15 protein-coding genes and 1 pseudogene are annotated in these 16,791 nt (G+C 39.8%); 4 read left to right on the plus strand and 12 right to left on the minus strand.

The features are described from left to right. Window positions 1-39 precede the first annotated feature (39 nt). Window positions 40-1,455, minus strand: coding sequence for an acetyl-CoA carboxylase biotin carboxylase subunit (locus tag E8Q33_RS10200; protein ID WP_136554555.1), 1,416 nt, complete (start codon window positions 1,453-1,455; stop codon window positions 40-42). A 120-nt stretch (window positions 1,456-1,575) separates the two neighbouring features. Between E8Q33_RS10200 and E8Q33_RS16085 the strand changes: the two genes are divergently transcribed. The 3 genes from E8Q33_RS16085 to E8Q33_RS10210 all read left to right on the plus strand — a co-directional run bounded on the left by E8Q33_RS16085 (window position 1,576) and on the right by E8Q33_RS10210 (window position 3,181). Then, entirely contained in the window at window positions 1,576-2,013 is a 438-nt protein-coding gene (locus E8Q33_RS16085; protein WP_247870037.1) for a LysR family transcriptional regulator, read from the plus strand. Between the two features lie 61 nt (window positions 2,014-2,074). Beyond that, window positions 2,075-2,515 (plus strand): LysR substrate-binding domain-containing protein, encoded by a 441-nt coding sequence (locus tag E8Q33_RS16090; protein WP_247870038.1) that lies wholly within the window; start codon window positions 2,075-2,077, stop codon window positions 2,513-2,515. A 138-nt stretch (window positions 2,516-2,653) separates the two neighbouring features. Next, a complete protein-coding gene (locus E8Q33_RS10210; RefSeq protein WP_136554557.1) occupies window positions 2,654-3,181 on the plus strand; it encodes a cytochrome b in 528 nt (175 codons plus the stop codon). Window positions 3,182-3,249: 68 nt separating this feature from the next. Here E8Q33_RS10210 and E8Q33_RS10215 read toward each other — a convergent pair whose 3' ends face one another. From E8Q33_RS10215 to E8Q33_RS10260, 10 genes and pseudogenes are all read right to left on the minus strand, one after another. Then, window positions 3,250-5,628, minus strand: a complete 2,379-nt coding sequence (locus E8Q33_RS10215) for a tetratricopeptide repeat protein (RefSeq protein WP_168800191.1) — start codon at window positions 5,626-5,628, stop codon at window positions 3,250-3,252. 15 nt (window positions 5,629-5,643) lie between these two features. Next, complete coding sequence (xrtD, locus tag E8Q33_RS10220) at window positions 5,644-7,170, minus strand: VPLPA-CTERM-specific exosortase XrtD (RefSeq protein WP_247870039.1); 1,527 nt, start codon at window positions 7,168-7,170, stop codon at window positions 5,644-5,646. A gap of 103 nt (window positions 7,171-7,273) precedes the next feature. Next, entirely contained in the window at window positions 7,274-8,026 is a 753-nt protein-coding gene (locus E8Q33_RS10225; protein WP_136554561.1) for a WecB/TagA/CpsF family glycosyltransferase, read from the minus strand. A gap of 5 nt (window positions 8,027-8,031) precedes the next feature. Next, window positions 8,032-8,604, minus strand: a pseudogene (locus E8Q33_RS10230) (glycosyltransferase); the annotation flags it as partial. A gap of 96 nt (window positions 8,605-8,700) precedes the next feature. Beyond that, window positions 8,701-9,270, minus strand: coding sequence for a hypothetical protein (locus E8Q33_RS10235; protein WP_136554565.1), 570 nt, complete (start codon window positions 9,268-9,270; stop codon window positions 8,701-8,703). Next, window positions 9,267-10,187 (minus strand): glycosyltransferase family 2 protein, encoded by a 921-nt coding sequence (locus E8Q33_RS10240; RefSeq protein ID WP_136554567.1) that lies wholly within the window; start codon window positions 10,185-10,187, stop codon window positions 9,267-9,269. Before E8Q33_RS10240 ends, E8Q33_RS10235 begins: the two co-directional genes overlap by 4 nt. Before the next feature lie 46 nt (window positions 10,188-10,233). Next, window positions 10,234-10,983 carry a glycosyltransferase family 4 protein gene (locus E8Q33_RS10245; protein ID WP_136554568.1) on the minus strand — a complete coding sequence of 250 codons (750 nt, stop codon included), beginning with the start codon at window positions 10,981-10,983 and terminating at the stop codon, window positions 10,234-10,236. After that, a complete protein-coding gene (locus tag E8Q33_RS10250) occupies window positions 10,938-11,351 on the minus strand; it encodes a hypothetical protein (RefSeq protein WP_136554570.1) in 414 nt (137 codons plus the stop codon). The genes E8Q33_RS10245 and E8Q33_RS10250 overlap by 46 nt, the downstream gene beginning before the upstream one ends. A 47-nt stretch (window positions 11,352-11,398) precedes the next feature. Then, window positions 11,399-11,758 carry an SMR family transporter gene (locus E8Q33_RS10255; protein WP_136554572.1) on the minus strand — a complete coding sequence of 120 codons (360 nt, stop codon included), beginning with the start codon at window positions 11,756-11,758 and terminating at the stop codon, window positions 11,399-11,401. Beyond that, window positions 11,755-13,185: a UbiA family prenyltransferase gene (locus tag E8Q33_RS10260; RefSeq protein WP_136554574.1), complete on the minus strand. Its 1,431-nt coding sequence runs from the start codon at window positions 13,183-13,185 to the stop codon at window positions 11,755-11,757. Before E8Q33_RS10260 ends, E8Q33_RS10255 begins: the two co-directional genes overlap by 4 nt. An 83-nt stretch (window positions 13,186-13,268) precedes the next feature. Here E8Q33_RS10260 and E8Q33_RS10265 point away from each other — a divergent pair, with 83 nt between their 5' ends. After that, on the plus strand, window positions 13,269-14,519 hold the full coding sequence (locus E8Q33_RS10265) for a glycosyltransferase family 39 protein (RefSeq protein ID WP_247870040.1): 1,251 nt from the start codon (window positions 13,269-13,271) through the stop codon (window positions 14,517-14,519). Here the strand turns inward: E8Q33_RS10265 and E8Q33_RS10270 are convergent. Further along, window positions 14,509-16,761 carry an AMP-binding protein gene (locus tag E8Q33_RS10270; protein WP_136554576.1) on the minus strand — a complete coding sequence of 751 codons (2,253 nt, stop codon included), beginning with the start codon at window positions 16,759-16,761 and terminating at the stop codon, window positions 14,509-14,511. The genes E8Q33_RS10265 and E8Q33_RS10270 overlap by 11 nt on opposite strands. Window positions 16,762-16,791 lie beyond the last annotated feature (30 nt).

Below are 16,791 nucleotides of genomic sequence, written 5' to 3' on the forward strand. Positions count from 1 at the left end.
CTTAAATTTGTTTCATTACAATTCTCCGGCTAACTTGTTTTACCAGCCTGCATGCGCGGCGATGGCGGTAGCCAACACCAGTGCCAATGCGGTGGGATGACGTTTATCTGAATAGGTCAGTAATTCGGGATGGGCAGCCACAAAGCTGGTATCAAATTTTCCTGCTCTGAAATCAGGATGTTTGAGGATTTGTTGGTAATAGCTGGCCGTAGTTTTAATGCCATGTAACCGCATATCGTCCAGAGCACGACAGCCACGATCGACCGCATCTTCCCAATCCAAAGCCCAGACCACCAGCTTCAAACACATCGAGTCAAAATACGGCGGGATTTCATAACCGGTATAGATCGCGGTATCGACACGAACTCCCGGGCCACCCGGTGCGTAGTAATGGGTGATGCGACCAAAGCTGGGCAGGAAATCATTTTTCGGATCTTCTGCATTAATACGAAACTGCAGGGCAAAACCACGATAATGAATATCTTCCTGACGGTATCGCAAGGTTTCACCGGCGGCGATACGTAATTGTTCGCGAACAATATCAATACCGGTGATCTGCTCGGTAATGGTGTGCTCGACCTGGATTCGAGTATTCATTTCCATGAAATACACCTGATTGCCGGTCAGCAGAAACTCAACAGTTCCGGCATTTTCATAGCCCACTGCTTCAGTCGCTTTAACTGCCAGCCCACCAATATAGTTACGTTGTTCCGGTGTAAGTTGTGGGCTTGGGGCGATTTCAATCAGCTTCTGGTTACGCCGCTGAATGGAACAGTCCCGCTCATATAAATGCACCACATTGCCATGACTGTCTGCCAGCACCTGCACTTCAATATGCCGTGGGTTAACGATGCACTTTTCCATAAACACTTCAGCAGAACCAAAGGCTTTGGTCGCTTCGGAAATAACCCGGGGAAATTGTTGTTTGAGTTCAGCAGGCGTATCGCAACGGCGAATGCCTCGACCGCCGCCACCGGAAGTGGCTTTGATCATGATGGGGTAACCAATCTCTTCGGCAACCGTTAATGCTTCTTCAATGTTTTCGAGGTTACCGTCTGAGCCAGGGGTAATGGGAACACCAGCTTTTCGCATACTATCGCGAGCAGCGGTTTTATCGCCCATTTTTTCAATGACAGAGGCTTTAGGGCCGATAAAGATAATGCCGTTTTGTTCGCAAAGACGAGCAAACTTGGCATTTTCAGAGAGGAAACCATAGCCAGGATGTATGGCATCACAGCCGGTTTCTACCGCCAAATTCACCAGACGAACTGGGTCTAGGTAACCTTCAAGCGGGTTTTCACCTAACGAATAAGATTCGTCGGCACGCTTAACATGCAAGGCATAGCGATCCGGTTCGGTATAAATAGCCACTGAACGAATACCCATTTCCGAGCAGGCCCGGACAATTCGCACAGCAATTTCACCACGATTGGCGATCAGGATTTTTTTTAACATAGCTCAGCCTCGGCCAAATTTGTGGGCAAAGCGTAAAACAAAATACTGATAAACAAAAATCAATTAAATATAATTCATCGATAAGTTAAAACTTATCAATCCCCCAATAGGTGCAAGATCATGGCGCTCAGCCTTCAACAATTATTATCCCGGCTGTCTTTCAGACAAATGCAGGTATTTCAAGCGGTCTATCAACACAAAGGTTACCGCAAAGCCGCGGAAAACCTTGGCCTGACGCAACCTGCGGTGAGCTCACAAATGCGTCATTTGGAAAATGCTCTTGAGCAACCATTATTCGAATATATAGGACGCCAACTGTATTGCACTGAAGCCGGTGAACGAGTGGCAAGTTTTATCGAAAGGCTATTCGGGCAGATGAGTGAGTTACAAACCGAATTGAATTTGTTGCGCGAAGCGCTTTCGGGTGATTTAAAGCTCTGTGTTGTCACTTCTGCTCAGTCGGTGGTGCCCTTCTTATTGAGCAGTTTTCTCGAAGATTTCCAGCGGTTAATGTGCAGATTGAGGTGGTCAATCGGGCCCAGGCATTGGATCGATTAAAACTGAATGTGGATGATTTGGTGATAATGGCCATGGTACCGGAGGGCGGTCGTTAAGCACATTGCCGTTTTTAGACAATGAGTTAATTCCAGTTTTAAACATTCACCATGCTTTAAATAGTCGGGAGATGGTTTCCGAAAAACAATTTTTTGCTGAACCAATGCTAATACGTGAGAACGGTTCCGGAACACGCTTTGCTTTAGAACAACACTGTCAGCAACACCGACTTCAGCCCAATCCAGTTATGGAATTTGGTTCGAATGAAGGTATCAAACATGCTGTGATGGCAGGCCTTGGCGTTGCTGTTTTGCCGAAATTAACGGTATTGGCTGAATTACAAACCGGTAAATTGAAAACCCTATCAATACAAGATTTTCCTATTCGTCGTACCTGGTGTCTGGTTCATCCAATGGGTAAATATCCATCTCGCGTTGCCCAGGCATTTATTGACCATGTTTATGCCAGACTTGAAAAAATTCATGCGCATTTTCGTGACGTTTAAACATCTCGGAATTGACAAGGAAGATCACCTCAATCACATTCTCTTAATAAACACTTAAAGTAGGTATTTATATACTTAAAATACGAGATAAGGTTCTCGTTCATATAAGAATATTCTGGGCACACAAAGGAGAGTGAAATGATTAATGACAACAGCGAACGCTATGGTTCTATCACGCGGTTTTTTCATTGGGTTATGGCAGTATTAGTGCTGCAGCAATTTTTTAAATTCGCCGATCGTATTAATGAGGGAGAACATTGGTTGGGTGACACATTCGGACCCTGGCATGTTTCTATCGGTGCCGTAATCCTTATTCTGGCTGTTGTACGATTACTATGGGCGTTGAAACAAAAACCGCAACGACCAATTAATCCGGGATTTGACGGCGTGATTGCTAAAATCGCTCATCGGTTAATGTATTTCTCTATGCTTATCATGCCGTTTCTGGGAGCATTGTATATTCACGGTAAAGGTTATCCAGTAAAAGTGTTCGGCTATGAACTAATCGCTCAACCTGCTGATGAAGTTCCTTGGGCTCTTGCTCTCGGTGAATGGCACTCTCCTTTTGCATTTCTACTTATATTTCTGGTGATCGCCCATATTGCAGGGGCTTTGTATCATCACTTTATCCAGAAAGATACTGTATTAAAACGAATGATTGGTTAATACTAAAACCACAAAAAAAAAGCCTTGCAGGATGAACCTGCAAGGCTTTCAGTTTGGTCAATTAAATCTTAAAGCTGGCTTAACTGTTCTCCAATTTTGCCAACCAATTCTGCATCATTTTCTTCATTGGCCATTTGCTCGGCACGTTCAAATGACTGGCGAGCTTCTGCAGGCATTTTTAACGCGACGTATAAACGTCCCAGATGATAATGGAATAATGCTATAGCATCATTGCTTGAGGCCGCTCTTTCTAAAGCGGGTCTGGCATCTTCATAATTACCCAGCTTGTAATTCACCCAACCAAATGTATCGGCAAAATAAGGTTGGTCGGAATCACGAAAACGGCTTGATAATACGAGCGCTCGTTGCAAATTCTCTGGTGATTCAAACTGATCAGAGAGCAAGCTGGAAAGATTGTTTGCAGCAACATCTATTGAAGGATCACGTGCAATAACCTCTTCATATAACCGACGTGCTTGTTCAAACTCTTTTTTGGACTCATGGGTAGAGGCTAACTGCATGGCTAACTGATTGTCTTCAGGTGTTTTTGCCAGCCCTTCTTCAAAAGCTGCTATTGCTGCATCAGGTTCACTATTCAGATAATGCAGGTTAGCTTTCAAACTGTATCCCGCTGTCCATTCATCATCATTTGCCAAAGCACGATCAATGGTGGCAATGGCTTCTGGTAAATTACCTTCCGTACGATAAAAGTCTGCCAACACCAGATAACCATTGGTCAACTCAGGGTACTGGGCAATATGATCATTAAGAAAAGTTACAATTTCTTCTTTCTGATCTTGTTGATAATAAATAGCCATCATTTGCTGCAATGCTCTGGTGAGATTTGGATCGATCTTCAGTGCAGCCTCATATTCAGCAATGGCTAAAGTATTATCATTCAAACCTTGATACATTTGGGCGGTCAACAAATGAGTTAATGCAGAGCTATCCGCTAAACCATCCAGCGCTTGCTGTGTTCCTGCCCAGTCACGTTTTAGAATCCGAATTTGTGCCAACGCCTGTAATAGGTTCTCGTTGCCGGCATTACCATCTAATGCTCTGACTAAAACCTGTTCGGTACGGTCTAAATCATTGCCTCGCATTAATACGCTAGCAACAGATAATGCGGCCTGTGCATTTGTCGGGTTAACCGATAATGCCTGACGGAAACTATTTTCAGCCAACTCAGAAGAGCCAGTTAATGCATAAGCTTGAGCTAATAACACCATTGCTTCATCAAGCTCAGCATTATTTCGGATCAAAACCCTTAAATTGCTGATAGCTGGATCTATTTGTTCGTTTCTTAATTGCAACTTAGCTTTTAATAATAATGCTTGTTCATGCTCAGAAGAGACAGCCAAAATATCATTTACCATAGTTTCAGCTTCTTCGAACTGGCCTTCCTGAGCTTTAATTCCAGCAATACTTGCTCTGGCACGCAAACCTATTTCGCTGGTTGGCTCAGAGGCAATAATTGCTTCCAGCTCAGAAATCATCAGATCTTGCTTACCTTGAATGCTGAGCATTTCAATTTTGGCAAAACGTAATTCCTGATTGTCTGGTTTAGCAGCAATAAACTCATCCAGTTTAGTCATCGCTAAGTCTGGGTCACGGCTATTAATCAAGGCTACTAATAACATGATGGTTTCTGCATCATCTGGATTATTGGCAACATAATCTTCAAGAACTTTTTGCGAATCGTCATAGCGATTCATTGAATCGTTGAGTAACTTGGCCAACGAAATAGCCACCCAACTCTCATTTGGATATTCTGGTAATAATTCGCGGTAAAGGGATTCCATGGCAGCATAATCATTGAGCTCCTGAAAAATACTGAGCTTAATCATTTTTAATGGCATCGCATCTGGATGCGTTGCCAAAGCTTCATCAGCAGCAGTGAGGGCTTTTCTGGTTTGGCCACTATTTTTATATAACATAACCCTGGCAGTCAGGGCTTCCATATTCTGTGAGTCAATCGCCAAAACACGATTGATCTCAGCTTCAGCCATACCAAAATTTTCTTGCTTGATAAGCGTGGTTGCTTTCAACAAAATGGCATCGGTATTTTCAGGCTCCAAAGACAAAGCTTTTTCAGCTCTTTTCATGGCTTCATCTAACTGACCGGAAACAACGTGTAACTGACCAAGTTTGACAATCGCCGGGACATGGTTAGGATTTAAAGACTCAACTGTTACCAGGTTGGAGTACATGCCTTTCCATTTTTGGCCTTTTTCATCGATTAATGCCAACTGGTAATAACCTTCAGCTTCTAATGGATTAATTTGTAGGGCATTTCTGAATTCCAACCGAGCTTTGTCAAACTCGCCCTGCTCCATCAGATCTTTACCACTTTCAATGAAACGTGCTGATGAATCCTCGGCTGAACCACAACCCGAAATCATTCCTGCTACTAATGCAGCCAATACTGTGTGTTTAAAGTTTTTCATATCCATCTTCCTGACTTAATCTGCTATATAACGGTTTATTTCTGGTGACGTATGTTGCATTAATGACTGGATTCTGGCATCAGCATTTTGATGACTTTCTCCCGGCAGAACAGGCGTCACATAACGAACCAAAGCACCATCCGTTCTGTTTTCCAGTAAAGCATCTTTAAATAGATACCACTTATTGGTGTACTCATTAGCAATCTGCCTGCCACGACCTTGGAACCAGTAATACACCAACTGTTCCTGATCACCATTTTTGATAATCACTCGGTTAATTGGCTGCCCGTCTACTTCCTTACGGTTAAATTCGGCAATTTCCCAGCCACCGCCTGGAATACAAACTCGTGGAGAATGTGGTGAGACACCCTTACGTTGAGATTCATAATAGGCAACGTAGACATTCACAATATTGCGATCGATACCGGTAAAATTAGCAAACAGATAGTCAGTTAAAGCCAACTTATCGACAACATTATCATCAAGCTTTTCATGTTGACCAATCCAATCATTAAACTGAAGTGGAAAACTTATAAAATCTTCATGCTCTGGAATTTTTTCATCTCTGTTATCAACAAATTTAGTTGAAAACAAAGCAAACACCAAAATCAATAAAACAATCAAGAAAGGTTTATATGAGTAACTTTTAGGGTGCCCGCTAAACATTTTGTTTGAGGGGTCATGATCCACAACAGCAAAAAGTTGTGAAAGTGTTTTTTTGCTAGGGGCAATCTTTTCAAGCAACACGACTAATAAGAACAACATGGCAGCACAAGCCATAAATATTATCCAGCCCTCAAAGTCGTGCAAAAAGCCTTCTGCCATTGAGATGCCCCAATTGTCGACCATCACACCAATAGCTCCGATACGAAAGCTGTTCATAAAAATTGTGATTGGAATTGTCATTAAAAAGACAATGGCACGTTTCCAGAATGCAGCCTGGTAAAAATAAGCAGCTATAAAGCCAAGACTCATCAATGGAAAGAGGTACCGTAAACCACTACATGCCTCAACTACCTGAAGCTGATACACACCAAGGTCAATAATATTACCTTCAAGAAATACTGGGATTTGGAACATCCGAATAACCTGAACTCCCAGCCATGATGAAAACAACTGGAGTTTTGCAGTCAAAACGACTTCGATGACATATGGCAGGGGTATAGCGAATAAAAGCAATAGTATTGGAGCAAAAGTATACTTTGTGGCCCGACCTACCGTTATCATAGACAGGCCAATTAATACCATCACGAAAGAGTATTGAATAAAGAGGTAAAGAGCGCTGATCTCTCCAACTATGAATATAACTACAGCGAGGAATATTATTACGACCCCAGACCACATCGGAGGTCCTTTAGCCGCATTTATCAAATTCCGCTTTTCCCATAAGATAAATAACATGACTAAAGGGATAAGAAAACCATGACTATATTCTTCTTGTTTACCCCAACGTGAAACTGCTTCAGCTAGACCCGCCCAATATGTAATGATTGTGATAGCAAGGGCTACAATTAAGATCCCTGTCTGTTTAAAATTTAACAAATTCTCTCCCCTTCATACAGTCATGCTCAGCAAAATCTAATTTTAATTATTTATGATTCAAATTCGTGCTAAATATACAATCTTTTTATTTAGAAACACACACTTACTTTTTGGTTGTGCAACCGTAAACAAAAACACCAAACAAAAAACGAAAGTTACCATATATATATCTTCGCCATAATCTTTTTGGTTCTTTAAAAAGCCTGTACAACCATTCACATCCAATTTTTCTAAAAAATAAAGGTGCACGTGGAACCGATCCTGAGACAAAGTCGATTATTGCACCACCATTGATAATGAGTAATCTTCTTGATGAAGTGTCTTTTAATTTTTTTGCCAAAATCTCCTGTCTTGGCATTCCCATACCTAAAATTACAACTTCCACATCGGAGTGAGTTATTTTTTGGATATAGTATTCATCATCATGAAAGCCATGGTCATGATATTCGACGATATGCCCTCTTGTTTCTAGCTCCAATTTACAAGCATTCGCTACATCCATGCGTGATCCAATCATAGCTAATTTTTTATTTTTTATAGCTGATAGCAATGCTGGAATGAGATCAGTACCGTTTGCATTAAAACCAGGATCTATTGAAACCGACTTTAAAAGGAGTTTCATCCCAATACCATCCCTGAATAGCAAATCAGTAAAGATTAGTGACTCATAAAACAATTGATCCTGATGGGCTAAGTTCATGGCATGGGCATTGATAAATGAAACTATCAGAACGCCCTGTGCGGCCTCTCGTTCAGATAATATTACTTTCACAGTATCATTGAGCGAATGGGTAAGAGTAATTTTCTGTAATAAAGACGTTGTTAGGTCTTTTTTGTAGCCGCTCAATTTAAACAAAACGATTACTTCCCAAAAGAATTTTCAACAGATCGCGATATGCAATCGTATAAAAGCTGAGCATTATGAGAGATTAAATACTCGTTTTTCACTTTTTGTTTAGCACTGTCCAATAAACTATTCATTTCTGTGCCAGTTTGAAAAACCTTATTAATTTTTAATGACAAATTCTGATAATCATCAGGCTCGCAAAGATATCCCGATACACCATCTTCAATAAGTTCAGGAATGCCTGATACTGTTGTTGATATCACGGGAACGCCTAGAGCCATAGATTCCATCAAAACAACTGGAATCCCATCGACATCTCCTTTCTTGTCTACTTTGCATGGAAGAACAAAAACTGACAAAGAACTAATAAATTTTGGAACCTCTGAATGGGATATCTCGCCTCGAAATTCGATTTTTTTATCAAGTCCTTCTGCTTTAGTTAAATTAATTAAGTCAGTTTTAAGCGGTCCATCGCCATATATAATCACAGAAAAATCAACATCCTTAGAGTTTAAAATACCCATGGCCTTAATGAGCGTTTCAACACCTTTTTTTTCAACTAATCGACTTACCAACCCAACAACATTTTTTTTGGGGGGGGGCTATTGATGGATAATTGAGCATTTCCTCAGATACACCACATCTTATTACGTTTATTTTGGTCGAATCTGCGCCTAGTGAAATTAAAAAATTTTTATTGTATTCAGAAATCGTAACAAAAAAACCGGATCTTTCGACCTTTGTTTTAAGTAGCAAGCTTGGTCAAAAAGATCATTCGCATGAGCTGTAACACTATATTCAATGCCAATTAATGAGCATGCATACATCACCAAATCAGTTGGAACATGAGCAAAATGCACATGTAAATGTTGGGCTTTAGAATCAAGTAGTTTTTTTGCTAAATAAACTGAATAAAAGAATCTATATACAAGCCCGGCGCTATTTCTTTTTAGTAGCCCCGTTTCACTTATGTCCTTTAATAAAAAAACAAGTGTTTGTAGATATTTCCTTGGTGACTTCGTCAAAAAATAAAAATGTTCTTTGATAACGTCTAATTTTGAAGCAGGGTAAATATTTGTAACATTGCGTTTAATTTCTGCCAATCTGTCGTCATTTACTTGGGTAAAAGGTACGTGGACAGAAAAAGGAATGACTTCAACATCAAACGCAGTTAATTGAAGAATTTCATTATAAATGAAGGTCGTCGATAGCGATGGGAGCTCAGGAGCGAGATAGGCAACCTTTAAACTCATTGGTGATTCGCACTCCATACTGATGCCTGTTGCTCATTTAAGTCTTTAGTCGCTTTAGCTTTACCCTTTAATAGACAGTTCCACTGGTATTTTCTAATGAATTCAACAAGCTCCTTATCATCAAACCTTGGCACCTTATTGAACCAGCTTTTAATGTAGCCCCAAAGCATTGCGAAGCCACCGACGATGTATGGTGGTCTTGATGTTCGATACATTGCTGTAACAAACATATAAATAAAACCTGTTCCCATAAAATACTGGCCAAATCCATGCCGCATTCGTCCAGTAAGTATGCTTTTCTGGCTTGAACCCATCGCTCTAAGATGAATAAATCTTAACTCTGGTTCATCCCAACTGACAGCAATCCATCCCAACTGTCGGCATTTATGGCAATCTATACCATCCCAAACAACTTGTCTTACAAACCCACCAATCTCTTCAAAACAAGTGCGTCTATAAAACTTTGTCATTCCTAATGAAGTTTCATCACCACATTTTTCACTGATTAAATTACCATTTTCATCTTTGTAATATGCCTTACCACTGCATGTCCCAATTCGAGGATTTTGCTCCATTCTTTCGATAAGTAATTCAAAATAACGAGGTGGTACATCTAAATCTAAATCAAACTTACATATATATGTGAACTTAGATGTATCGATTTGATTATAGCCATGATAGAAAGCCTCTATAACGCCAGGTCCAACACTTCGATGTCCACGATTTTCACGAGTTATTATTTGAATGAAAGGATAACGCTGTGCGTAATCAGCCAAAATATTTGGAGTTTCATCAGTAGAACCATCATCCACTATCACCCATAAATCAGGCAGAACCGTTTGATTCACTACACTATCTAAAGTAGTTCGCATATAAGCGGCTTCGTTACGACAGGGTGAAATTAATAGATAACTCATAGTTCTCCTCATTTAAAATGTTATCTGAATTTCGGAAAAGTCCAATTCAGGCATATAAAGCTAAAATTTCTGTTTCTAGTTGTTTAGAAATTACTGATGGAGCCATTTTGCTAGCATAATTAATACACGCACTAACTTTTAAAGTATAGGTTTGCAAATCGATGCTTGAAGCATAATCAATAACCCTAGCAAAATCATCCGCATTGTTTGGCTCATATAAAAGATCATGTAGCTCTTCAGGCAATGAATTTAATACGCTAGGATGAGCAGGAGCAATTGGAGGTACACCAAAAGTCAGAGCTAACATTAAAGAGCCTGATGTTAATATTGAGGAAAAACCAAAAACAGCAAAATCTGCAGATTCAAAAAAACTGGGGACGGTCTGATCATCAATATAACCGCCCGTTCGTTTTATCTTGATACCGTTAATTTCATCAGAATCCACAGCATCAGCACCATTGCCTGCAATATGAAAATGATCGATTCTTTCTGGCGAAGTAACCTTAGAAAACGCCTCTAAAATTAGATCAAATCCTTTATATTTCCTAATATTGCCAAAAAGCAGAAAAACCTTGCCATCACTAAATATTTGTTTTGAAGAATCTGAACAATACCATTCCAAATAACTTGGATGCGGGATTACTACTAATTTCTCTTTCTGAACTTTAAATGTCTTCAATAGGTACTGTTTGGCATACTCACTATGGACATGAATAAGATCTGCCATATCGCATAAAAAGGCTCTATTGTTCAAAAAAAGTTGTTTCTCTTCATCACCAGCAATTTCATGGGGCATTTCATTATGTACAGTCCAAACAACCTTTCCACCTCCATGTTTAAAAGACTGTAATGAATTTCGTGCCTGTTTAGAACGATGGGGATCATTTTTTCTGAAAAATCTTCATCCCAATGAATATGCAGCAAAGATGACATTCCAAGCTTTTGATAACGAAGAAATTTATCTGCTGTGGTTGGAGCAATTATGATTTTTTTGAATGCTGAATAAAGTAAAGTCTGATAAGGGTTATCGAAATTCGCTGGCGTATAAACCATTAAACGGCTTGATGGATTTAAAAGTTTACTGAGGATAGCGCGTATCAGAGGACGTTTTTTTCTTCTTTTCTCTGCAATCTTTCGCAGTTTTTCAGCAATAATCAAACTCATTCCATATCCCTTGTTTGAAATTCTTTGGGCAATATTTGATTCGGTTTTTAACGTGCTAGCAAAAACACTCCAGAAACGACTAGCAGAGTTCCGATTAACTTCTGCATCGTAATGGGTTCATGCAACAAAAAATGGGCAAATAACATAGTGCCAATAAAACCAAGCCCCACAAATGGATATGCACGACTCACTTCGACTTTGGTTAAAACATAAAGCCAAAACACCATACTCATGCCGTAACAAAATAATCCCAGTAATACAAAGCGATTAAAAATTAACCAAAAACTTTCAACTGAAATTAACGTTTCAGGGAAGATCAATCGTCCCATTCCAGCCTTTAGAGATATTTGTGCCGCCACAGACAACAACACGCTGGCTAAAATCGTCAACAATGTAAGGTTGTTCATATCAGCTTGGCCAGTAAAGTAATAACAAGAATAAAACCAATGGTGACTAGACTGCCCTTATTTTTCATTGAGAAAACAATTGGGTCATCATGCATTTCCCCTCGATTGGTTTTCAGCCACATACGAAGAAACCAGTATGCAAAAGCAGGAAGCGTCGCCCACAAAAGTACTGGCGTCGAATAATCCTCGCCAGCCATTGATACTTGAACATAAAATGCCATTAACAATAACGAAATAAAAGCTGAGGTAACACCAAAGCTCTGCATAAGATAATAATCATCAACTTGATAATCCCTACCCGTAGCTTTGTCTTTATTCACTTTTGATAAAAGCTTTAATTCAGCACAGCGTTTTACCAGTGCTAAACTGAAAAATGTAAACATTGAAAATGCTAATAACCAGAAAGAGAGTATAACGCCAATGACCATCGCACCTGCGATGATCCGAATAGTAAATAAACTCGCTAGCGATATAACATCAGCAATGACATAAGCCTTTAACACGAACGTGTATAAAAGTGTAAGCACCAAATAAGCCAGGATAGACAATTGAAACGCCAAGTTGGTAAATAACAAAGCGCCCACCAGAGTAACCAAAAACAGTCCCATGGCAAGCAGGACAGCATGCTTAATCGACAACATGCCTGATGGAATAGGCCTCAAACATTTTCGCGGATGAGACCTATCCGCCTCAATATCGAGTAAATCGTTCAGCAAGTATGTTGCAGATGCGAGCAAGGAAAATAAAAGAAAACCTACAATTGCATCACCCCAGACAGCTGGCTCAAGATACAATGAGGAAACAAAGACCGGGACAAAGATAAGCATATTTTTAAGCCATTGATGAACACGCATGGCTTTTAAAATGATTTTCGGCTTATTGACGTTTGTTTCGAAAACTCTTGTAACAGGGTGTTTTTTCGATAAACGTAACGCACCGGCAGTGGGATTAACTAAAAATGATTCATCAGCCTTAGCAAATATGCAAAAATCAAATGTTTCATTGCCCGCGTAGGCAAAGTTTGGTGAAACTTCCAGGCAGTGCTTTAGTTTGTTCTCCCCTTTCATATTAAATGTGGCGGAAGTCGCCAATACACCATCGAAAATTCCCAAATACTCAGCGATTGCATCGGCATATATTTGATGACTGGCCGTTGCCAAATACAACTTTCTACCCTGTTCATGCTGCTCTTTGAGGAACCCCAAAAAACCCTGATTATAGGGAAGAGTGGCAGCATTAATGTCCACTCGCTCTGCGAGTTTTTGTTTTAAATTTGCTTTGCCTTTGATTAACCAGCTGATCAATAAAAAAATACAGAAAGGGTTTTGTTTTAAGAACTTTATACAAACTTCAAATAGCAGGTCGGTATAAATAAGTGTTCCATCTAGGTCCACAAAAAGTGGATACTGCTCCTTATTGCGAGTCATAAGTCCTAATTCTCAAGTTTTACTCGTGTATGAGTTTGCGTCTAAAATAAAAACGAAATGCTATATATCAGGGAAAGTATCACATGATTAAAGATTTTTTTAAGACTAACTATGCAAAGAATACTTTATACATTCTGATAGTTGCATTGGCGTTACGCCTGCTTTGGCTCGCTCTCATCCCTGTTGTACCAGTGTCTGATTCGATAATGTATCACGAATTTGCCAAGAGTATTAGCGCAGGTAATGGCTATGCTTATCCAGAAGGACATTTGACTGCATATTGGCCTGTTGGTACACCTGCAATTTATGCATTTCTATTTACAGTTTTTGGTGAATCATTCCTTATAATTGCTATTTTTAATCTAATTGTAGGTCTGCTTACACTGGTGTTGATGATGGCTCTGGCCAAGTTATGGTTCAATGAACCCACAGCATATATCGTAGGTGTTATTTACGCCTTGTGGCCATCTCAGATTCAGTTCACAACCATCCTTGCAAGTGAAACAATCTTTAACGTTTTTATATTGCTTGGTATATTTTTTTGGTATCGCCCTGAATCTAATAAATACTCTAATTGGATCATTGCCTCTGTCTTTTTTGTTGCCGCAGCTTATGTACGTCCAATCGCGCTTTTAATCCCATTTATCATCATTGGATTAAGCTTTTTGCGTGGATTTGATTTTAAGAAAGTGTTTAGTTCGGCAATTATCACCGTTATCACTATGGCTATATTGATCACCCCATGGGCCGTACGTAATTACAATTTATTTGGTGAGGTCGTTCTAATTTCAACCAATGGTGGTCCCGTTTTCTGGATGGGCAATAATCCAGACTCAACGGGCGAATATATGCCATTACCGGAGGATCTGTACTTCGAGTCAGAAACTGAACGAGCAGATTACTTTAAATCAGAAGCAGTTAAACATATAAAAGCAGAACCAGGAATTTTTGCTAAAAGGCTAGTTAAACGCTTTGTAGATTATTATCGCTCAGAAAATATTGGGGTTAATTGGAATATTGAAGGTATTAAACAACAGGGTTGGGACAAAGCTGTATTACCACTTAAGCTTATAAGTTCTGCGTTCTGGGTTCTTCTAGTATTACTGGCATTGTATGGAGCAGTGAATTTGATTCGTAAAGAGGGTTGGTTTAACGCCTTAACCGTGACACCTATTTTTGCCCTTATAGCCTACAATACAACCTTACATACCATTATTGCATCCGGTGACCGATATCACTTCCCCATAATTCCGTTTATTGGACTACTCGCTGGTTACAGTCTCTTTTCTTTATACAAAAAGAAAAACCCAGCTGAATACTATCTTAATCTTTAAGTAAATAAGGTTTAATAAGTCCGGCTACACTCTGAGCGTTTTGATTGTCGATCATTTCAAGATGGGCTGCATTAACTGAAAATATCTCGGGTGGTTGAGCTAAAAATGTCGACCATCCATAATCTTCTTTAAAAGTCACGCCGCCTCCCCATGAAGATTGGTCTTCAGCTTTGATCAAAATAACCTTACCCGAATATTGTTCTCCCTTGATAGCATGAGATGCCATCGCTTTATGGAAAGCTTGTTTACGGTATGTTTCCATTGATTTTGTATTTCGCGAAATGGGTGACGTATTTAGTGAATTGATATATGTCACAACAAGTTCTTTCATTTTACGAATGGAATATTTTATTTTTTTCCATACAGTGCGTTTCACTCCAGAAGGTAAAATGCTATCTAACAAAACGACAAGATTAACCTCTTCTCCGCGCTGCTTAAGGATTTTTGCTGCTTCAACAGCCACAACACCACCAAATGAAATTCCCACAAGCTGATAGGGTCCAGAGGGCTGCTGTCTAACGATTGCATCACAATAGAGTGCAGCCAACTGGTTGGCTATGTTCTCAGAAAGCTTATTCTGCATGGCTTGTTCAAAAAGTTTTTCTTCTTGAGAGACATAAATACCATAAACAGGTTGTTCATTCCCAAGACTATCTGCAAGTTTCTGATACAAGTTAATACCAAACAAGCAAAATAAAGGTGGGTTACTTCCGGATTCTTGAAGGGTAACAATAGAGGAAACCGGTGCATCCCCCTCATCACTTATTTTACTGGCCAGCAAGCGAATCGTTGGGCTGCTGAATAAATGCCCGATATCAAATGAAATGCCTGTTGCACGAGTCATTTCATGCGTAGCCATGACTGCCATTAATGAGTCACCACCTATTTCGAAGAAATTATCGTCAATTCCGATATTTTCTCGCTTTAAAATACTCCCCCATGCTCTACATAAACTTAATTGCAGATCATTTTCTGGTGGGACATATTCTTCCTGAGATGATGGTTCGGATTCATCAAGATAAATTTGTGCGAGCTGTTTCCGCTGCACTTTGTTAGTTGACGTTACCGGAAATTGAATAAATATTTTGGTTTTGAGAATACCTGGGTTACGAATGCCATATGTTTGAAGAATCTCAATGCTAGCATCTTTTATTTCTTGCTCGCGCGCAGAGAGCGAAGACATGATTCCCACTAATACACGGTGCCCCATTGAAGGGTCGGGTAAGGCGGCTACTGAAATACCATCTTTAATGGATAGTTTCTCGCGTAAAGTTCTTTCAATATTATCTGGTGATAACTTAATACCACCAGCATTAATCTGATCGTCTGCTCTACCGCCGAAATACAGGAACTCGGATTCTAAACGCCCCAGGTCACTGGTATGAAACCAGTTTTCATCATCGACATTCGATACATACTGTCCATTTTTTAATAATTGTCGGGCAACATGTGGTCCACGAATACATATTCGACCCTCATCTGAAATTTTGAACTCCGTTTTACCATATGCTTTACCGACGGATTCAAGAGACTCCCCCTCAGTAATATCGATTCGCAAAAAACTACTTCTCGAGGCTTCCGTCAAACCATAATGTTGCACAATAATCGTGTTAGGAAAAAGCATTTTTAACTCTTCTTTTTCCAAGCGGCTCATGTACTGACTGCCAATTTCAATCCACTTTAAAGTCTCTGCTTCCTTACCAAAAATATCTTTATTTTTGAGTAAAACACGCCATAAACTTGGAACGGCAGAAACAGCATTTATTTCACCTTCAGCCAGCATTTTTTTTATTTCAAGAGGATCAAACCCTTGTTCTGGTAGATAACTATGACCACCAGCAGCTGAAACCGCTCGAAATCGGCCAAAACCAAAAGAAAAGTTCGCTGGAATACCGATATATTCACGAATAGATTCATCAACTTCCATGATCGAATTCAATCGCTCAGTAACGTCTGATAATGCTTCATGCGTCAGTAATACCCCTTTGGGCTCACCTTCCGTACCAGACGTAAACGCTATTTGGGCCAAACTTTCATCATTTCTGAATTGATGTCGTGCAGTAAACCAACCATATTTATTTTCTGGCTCAATAACTTTTGTAACACCAGTTAATGTAATGCGCTCATCATCTGCATTCCTAATTAACACGACCGTTTCATCATTGCTGTAGCATTCGAAAATTGCTTCGACGTAAGCAATAGAATTCTTCGCAACTACCCCGGTTATGTTTTTTTGACTCATGAAAATTCCCTATAAACGTTCCGAAAAAAC

It is taken from the genome of Methylophaga sp. SB9B (assembly GCF_004832235.1).
Taxonomy (GTDB): domain Bacteria; phylum Pseudomonadota; class Gammaproteobacteria; order Nitrosococcales; family Methylophagaceae; genus Methylophaga; species Methylophaga muralis.

Coding starts and splice junctions, on each gene's coding strand:
- E8Q33_RS10240 (WP_136554567.1), bottom strand. CDS start 10,187: ATGAGTTATCTATTAATTTCACCCTGTCGTAACGAAGCCGCTTATATG.
- E8Q33_RS10250 (WP_136554570.1), bottom strand. CDS start 11,351: ATGAGTTTGATTATTGCTGAAAAACTGCGAAAGATTGCAGAGAAAAGA.
- E8Q33_RS10265 (WP_247870040.1), top strand. CDS start 13,269: ATGATTAAAGATTTTTTTAAGACTAACTATGCAAAGAATACTTTATAC.
- E8Q33_RS10260 (WP_136554574.1), bottom strand. CDS start 13,185: ATGACTCGCAATAAGGAGCAGTATCCACTTTTTGTGGACCTAGATGGA.
- E8Q33_RS10245 (WP_136554568.1), bottom strand. CDS start 10,983: ATGCCCCATGAAATTGCTGGTGATGAAGAGAAACAACTTTTTTTGAAC.
- E8Q33_RS16085 (WP_247870037.1), top strand. CDS start 1,576: ATGGCGCTCAGCCTTCAACAATTATTATCCCGGCTGTCTTTCAGACAA.
- E8Q33_RS10215 (WP_168800191.1), bottom strand. CDS start 5,628: ATGAAAAACTTTAAACACACAGTATTGGCTGCATTAGTAGCAGGAATG.
- E8Q33_RS10200 (WP_136554555.1), bottom strand. CDS start 1,455: ATGTTAAAAAAAATCCTGATCGCCAATCGTGGTGAAATTGCTGTGCGA.
- E8Q33_RS10210 (WP_136554557.1), top strand. CDS start 2,654: ATGATTAATGACAACAGCGAACGCTATGGTTCTATCACGCGGTTTTTT.
- E8Q33_RS10270 (WP_136554576.1), bottom strand. CDS start 16,761: ATGAGTCAAAAAAACATAACCGGGGTAGTTGCGAAGAATTCTATTGCT.
- E8Q33_RS10255 (WP_136554572.1), bottom strand. CDS start 11,758: ATGAACAACCTTACATTGTTGACGATTTTAGCCAGCGTGTTGTTGTCT.
- E8Q33_RS10235 (WP_136554565.1), bottom strand. CDS start 9,270: ATGAGTTTAAAGGTTGCCTATCTCGCTCCTGAGCTCCCATCGCTATCG.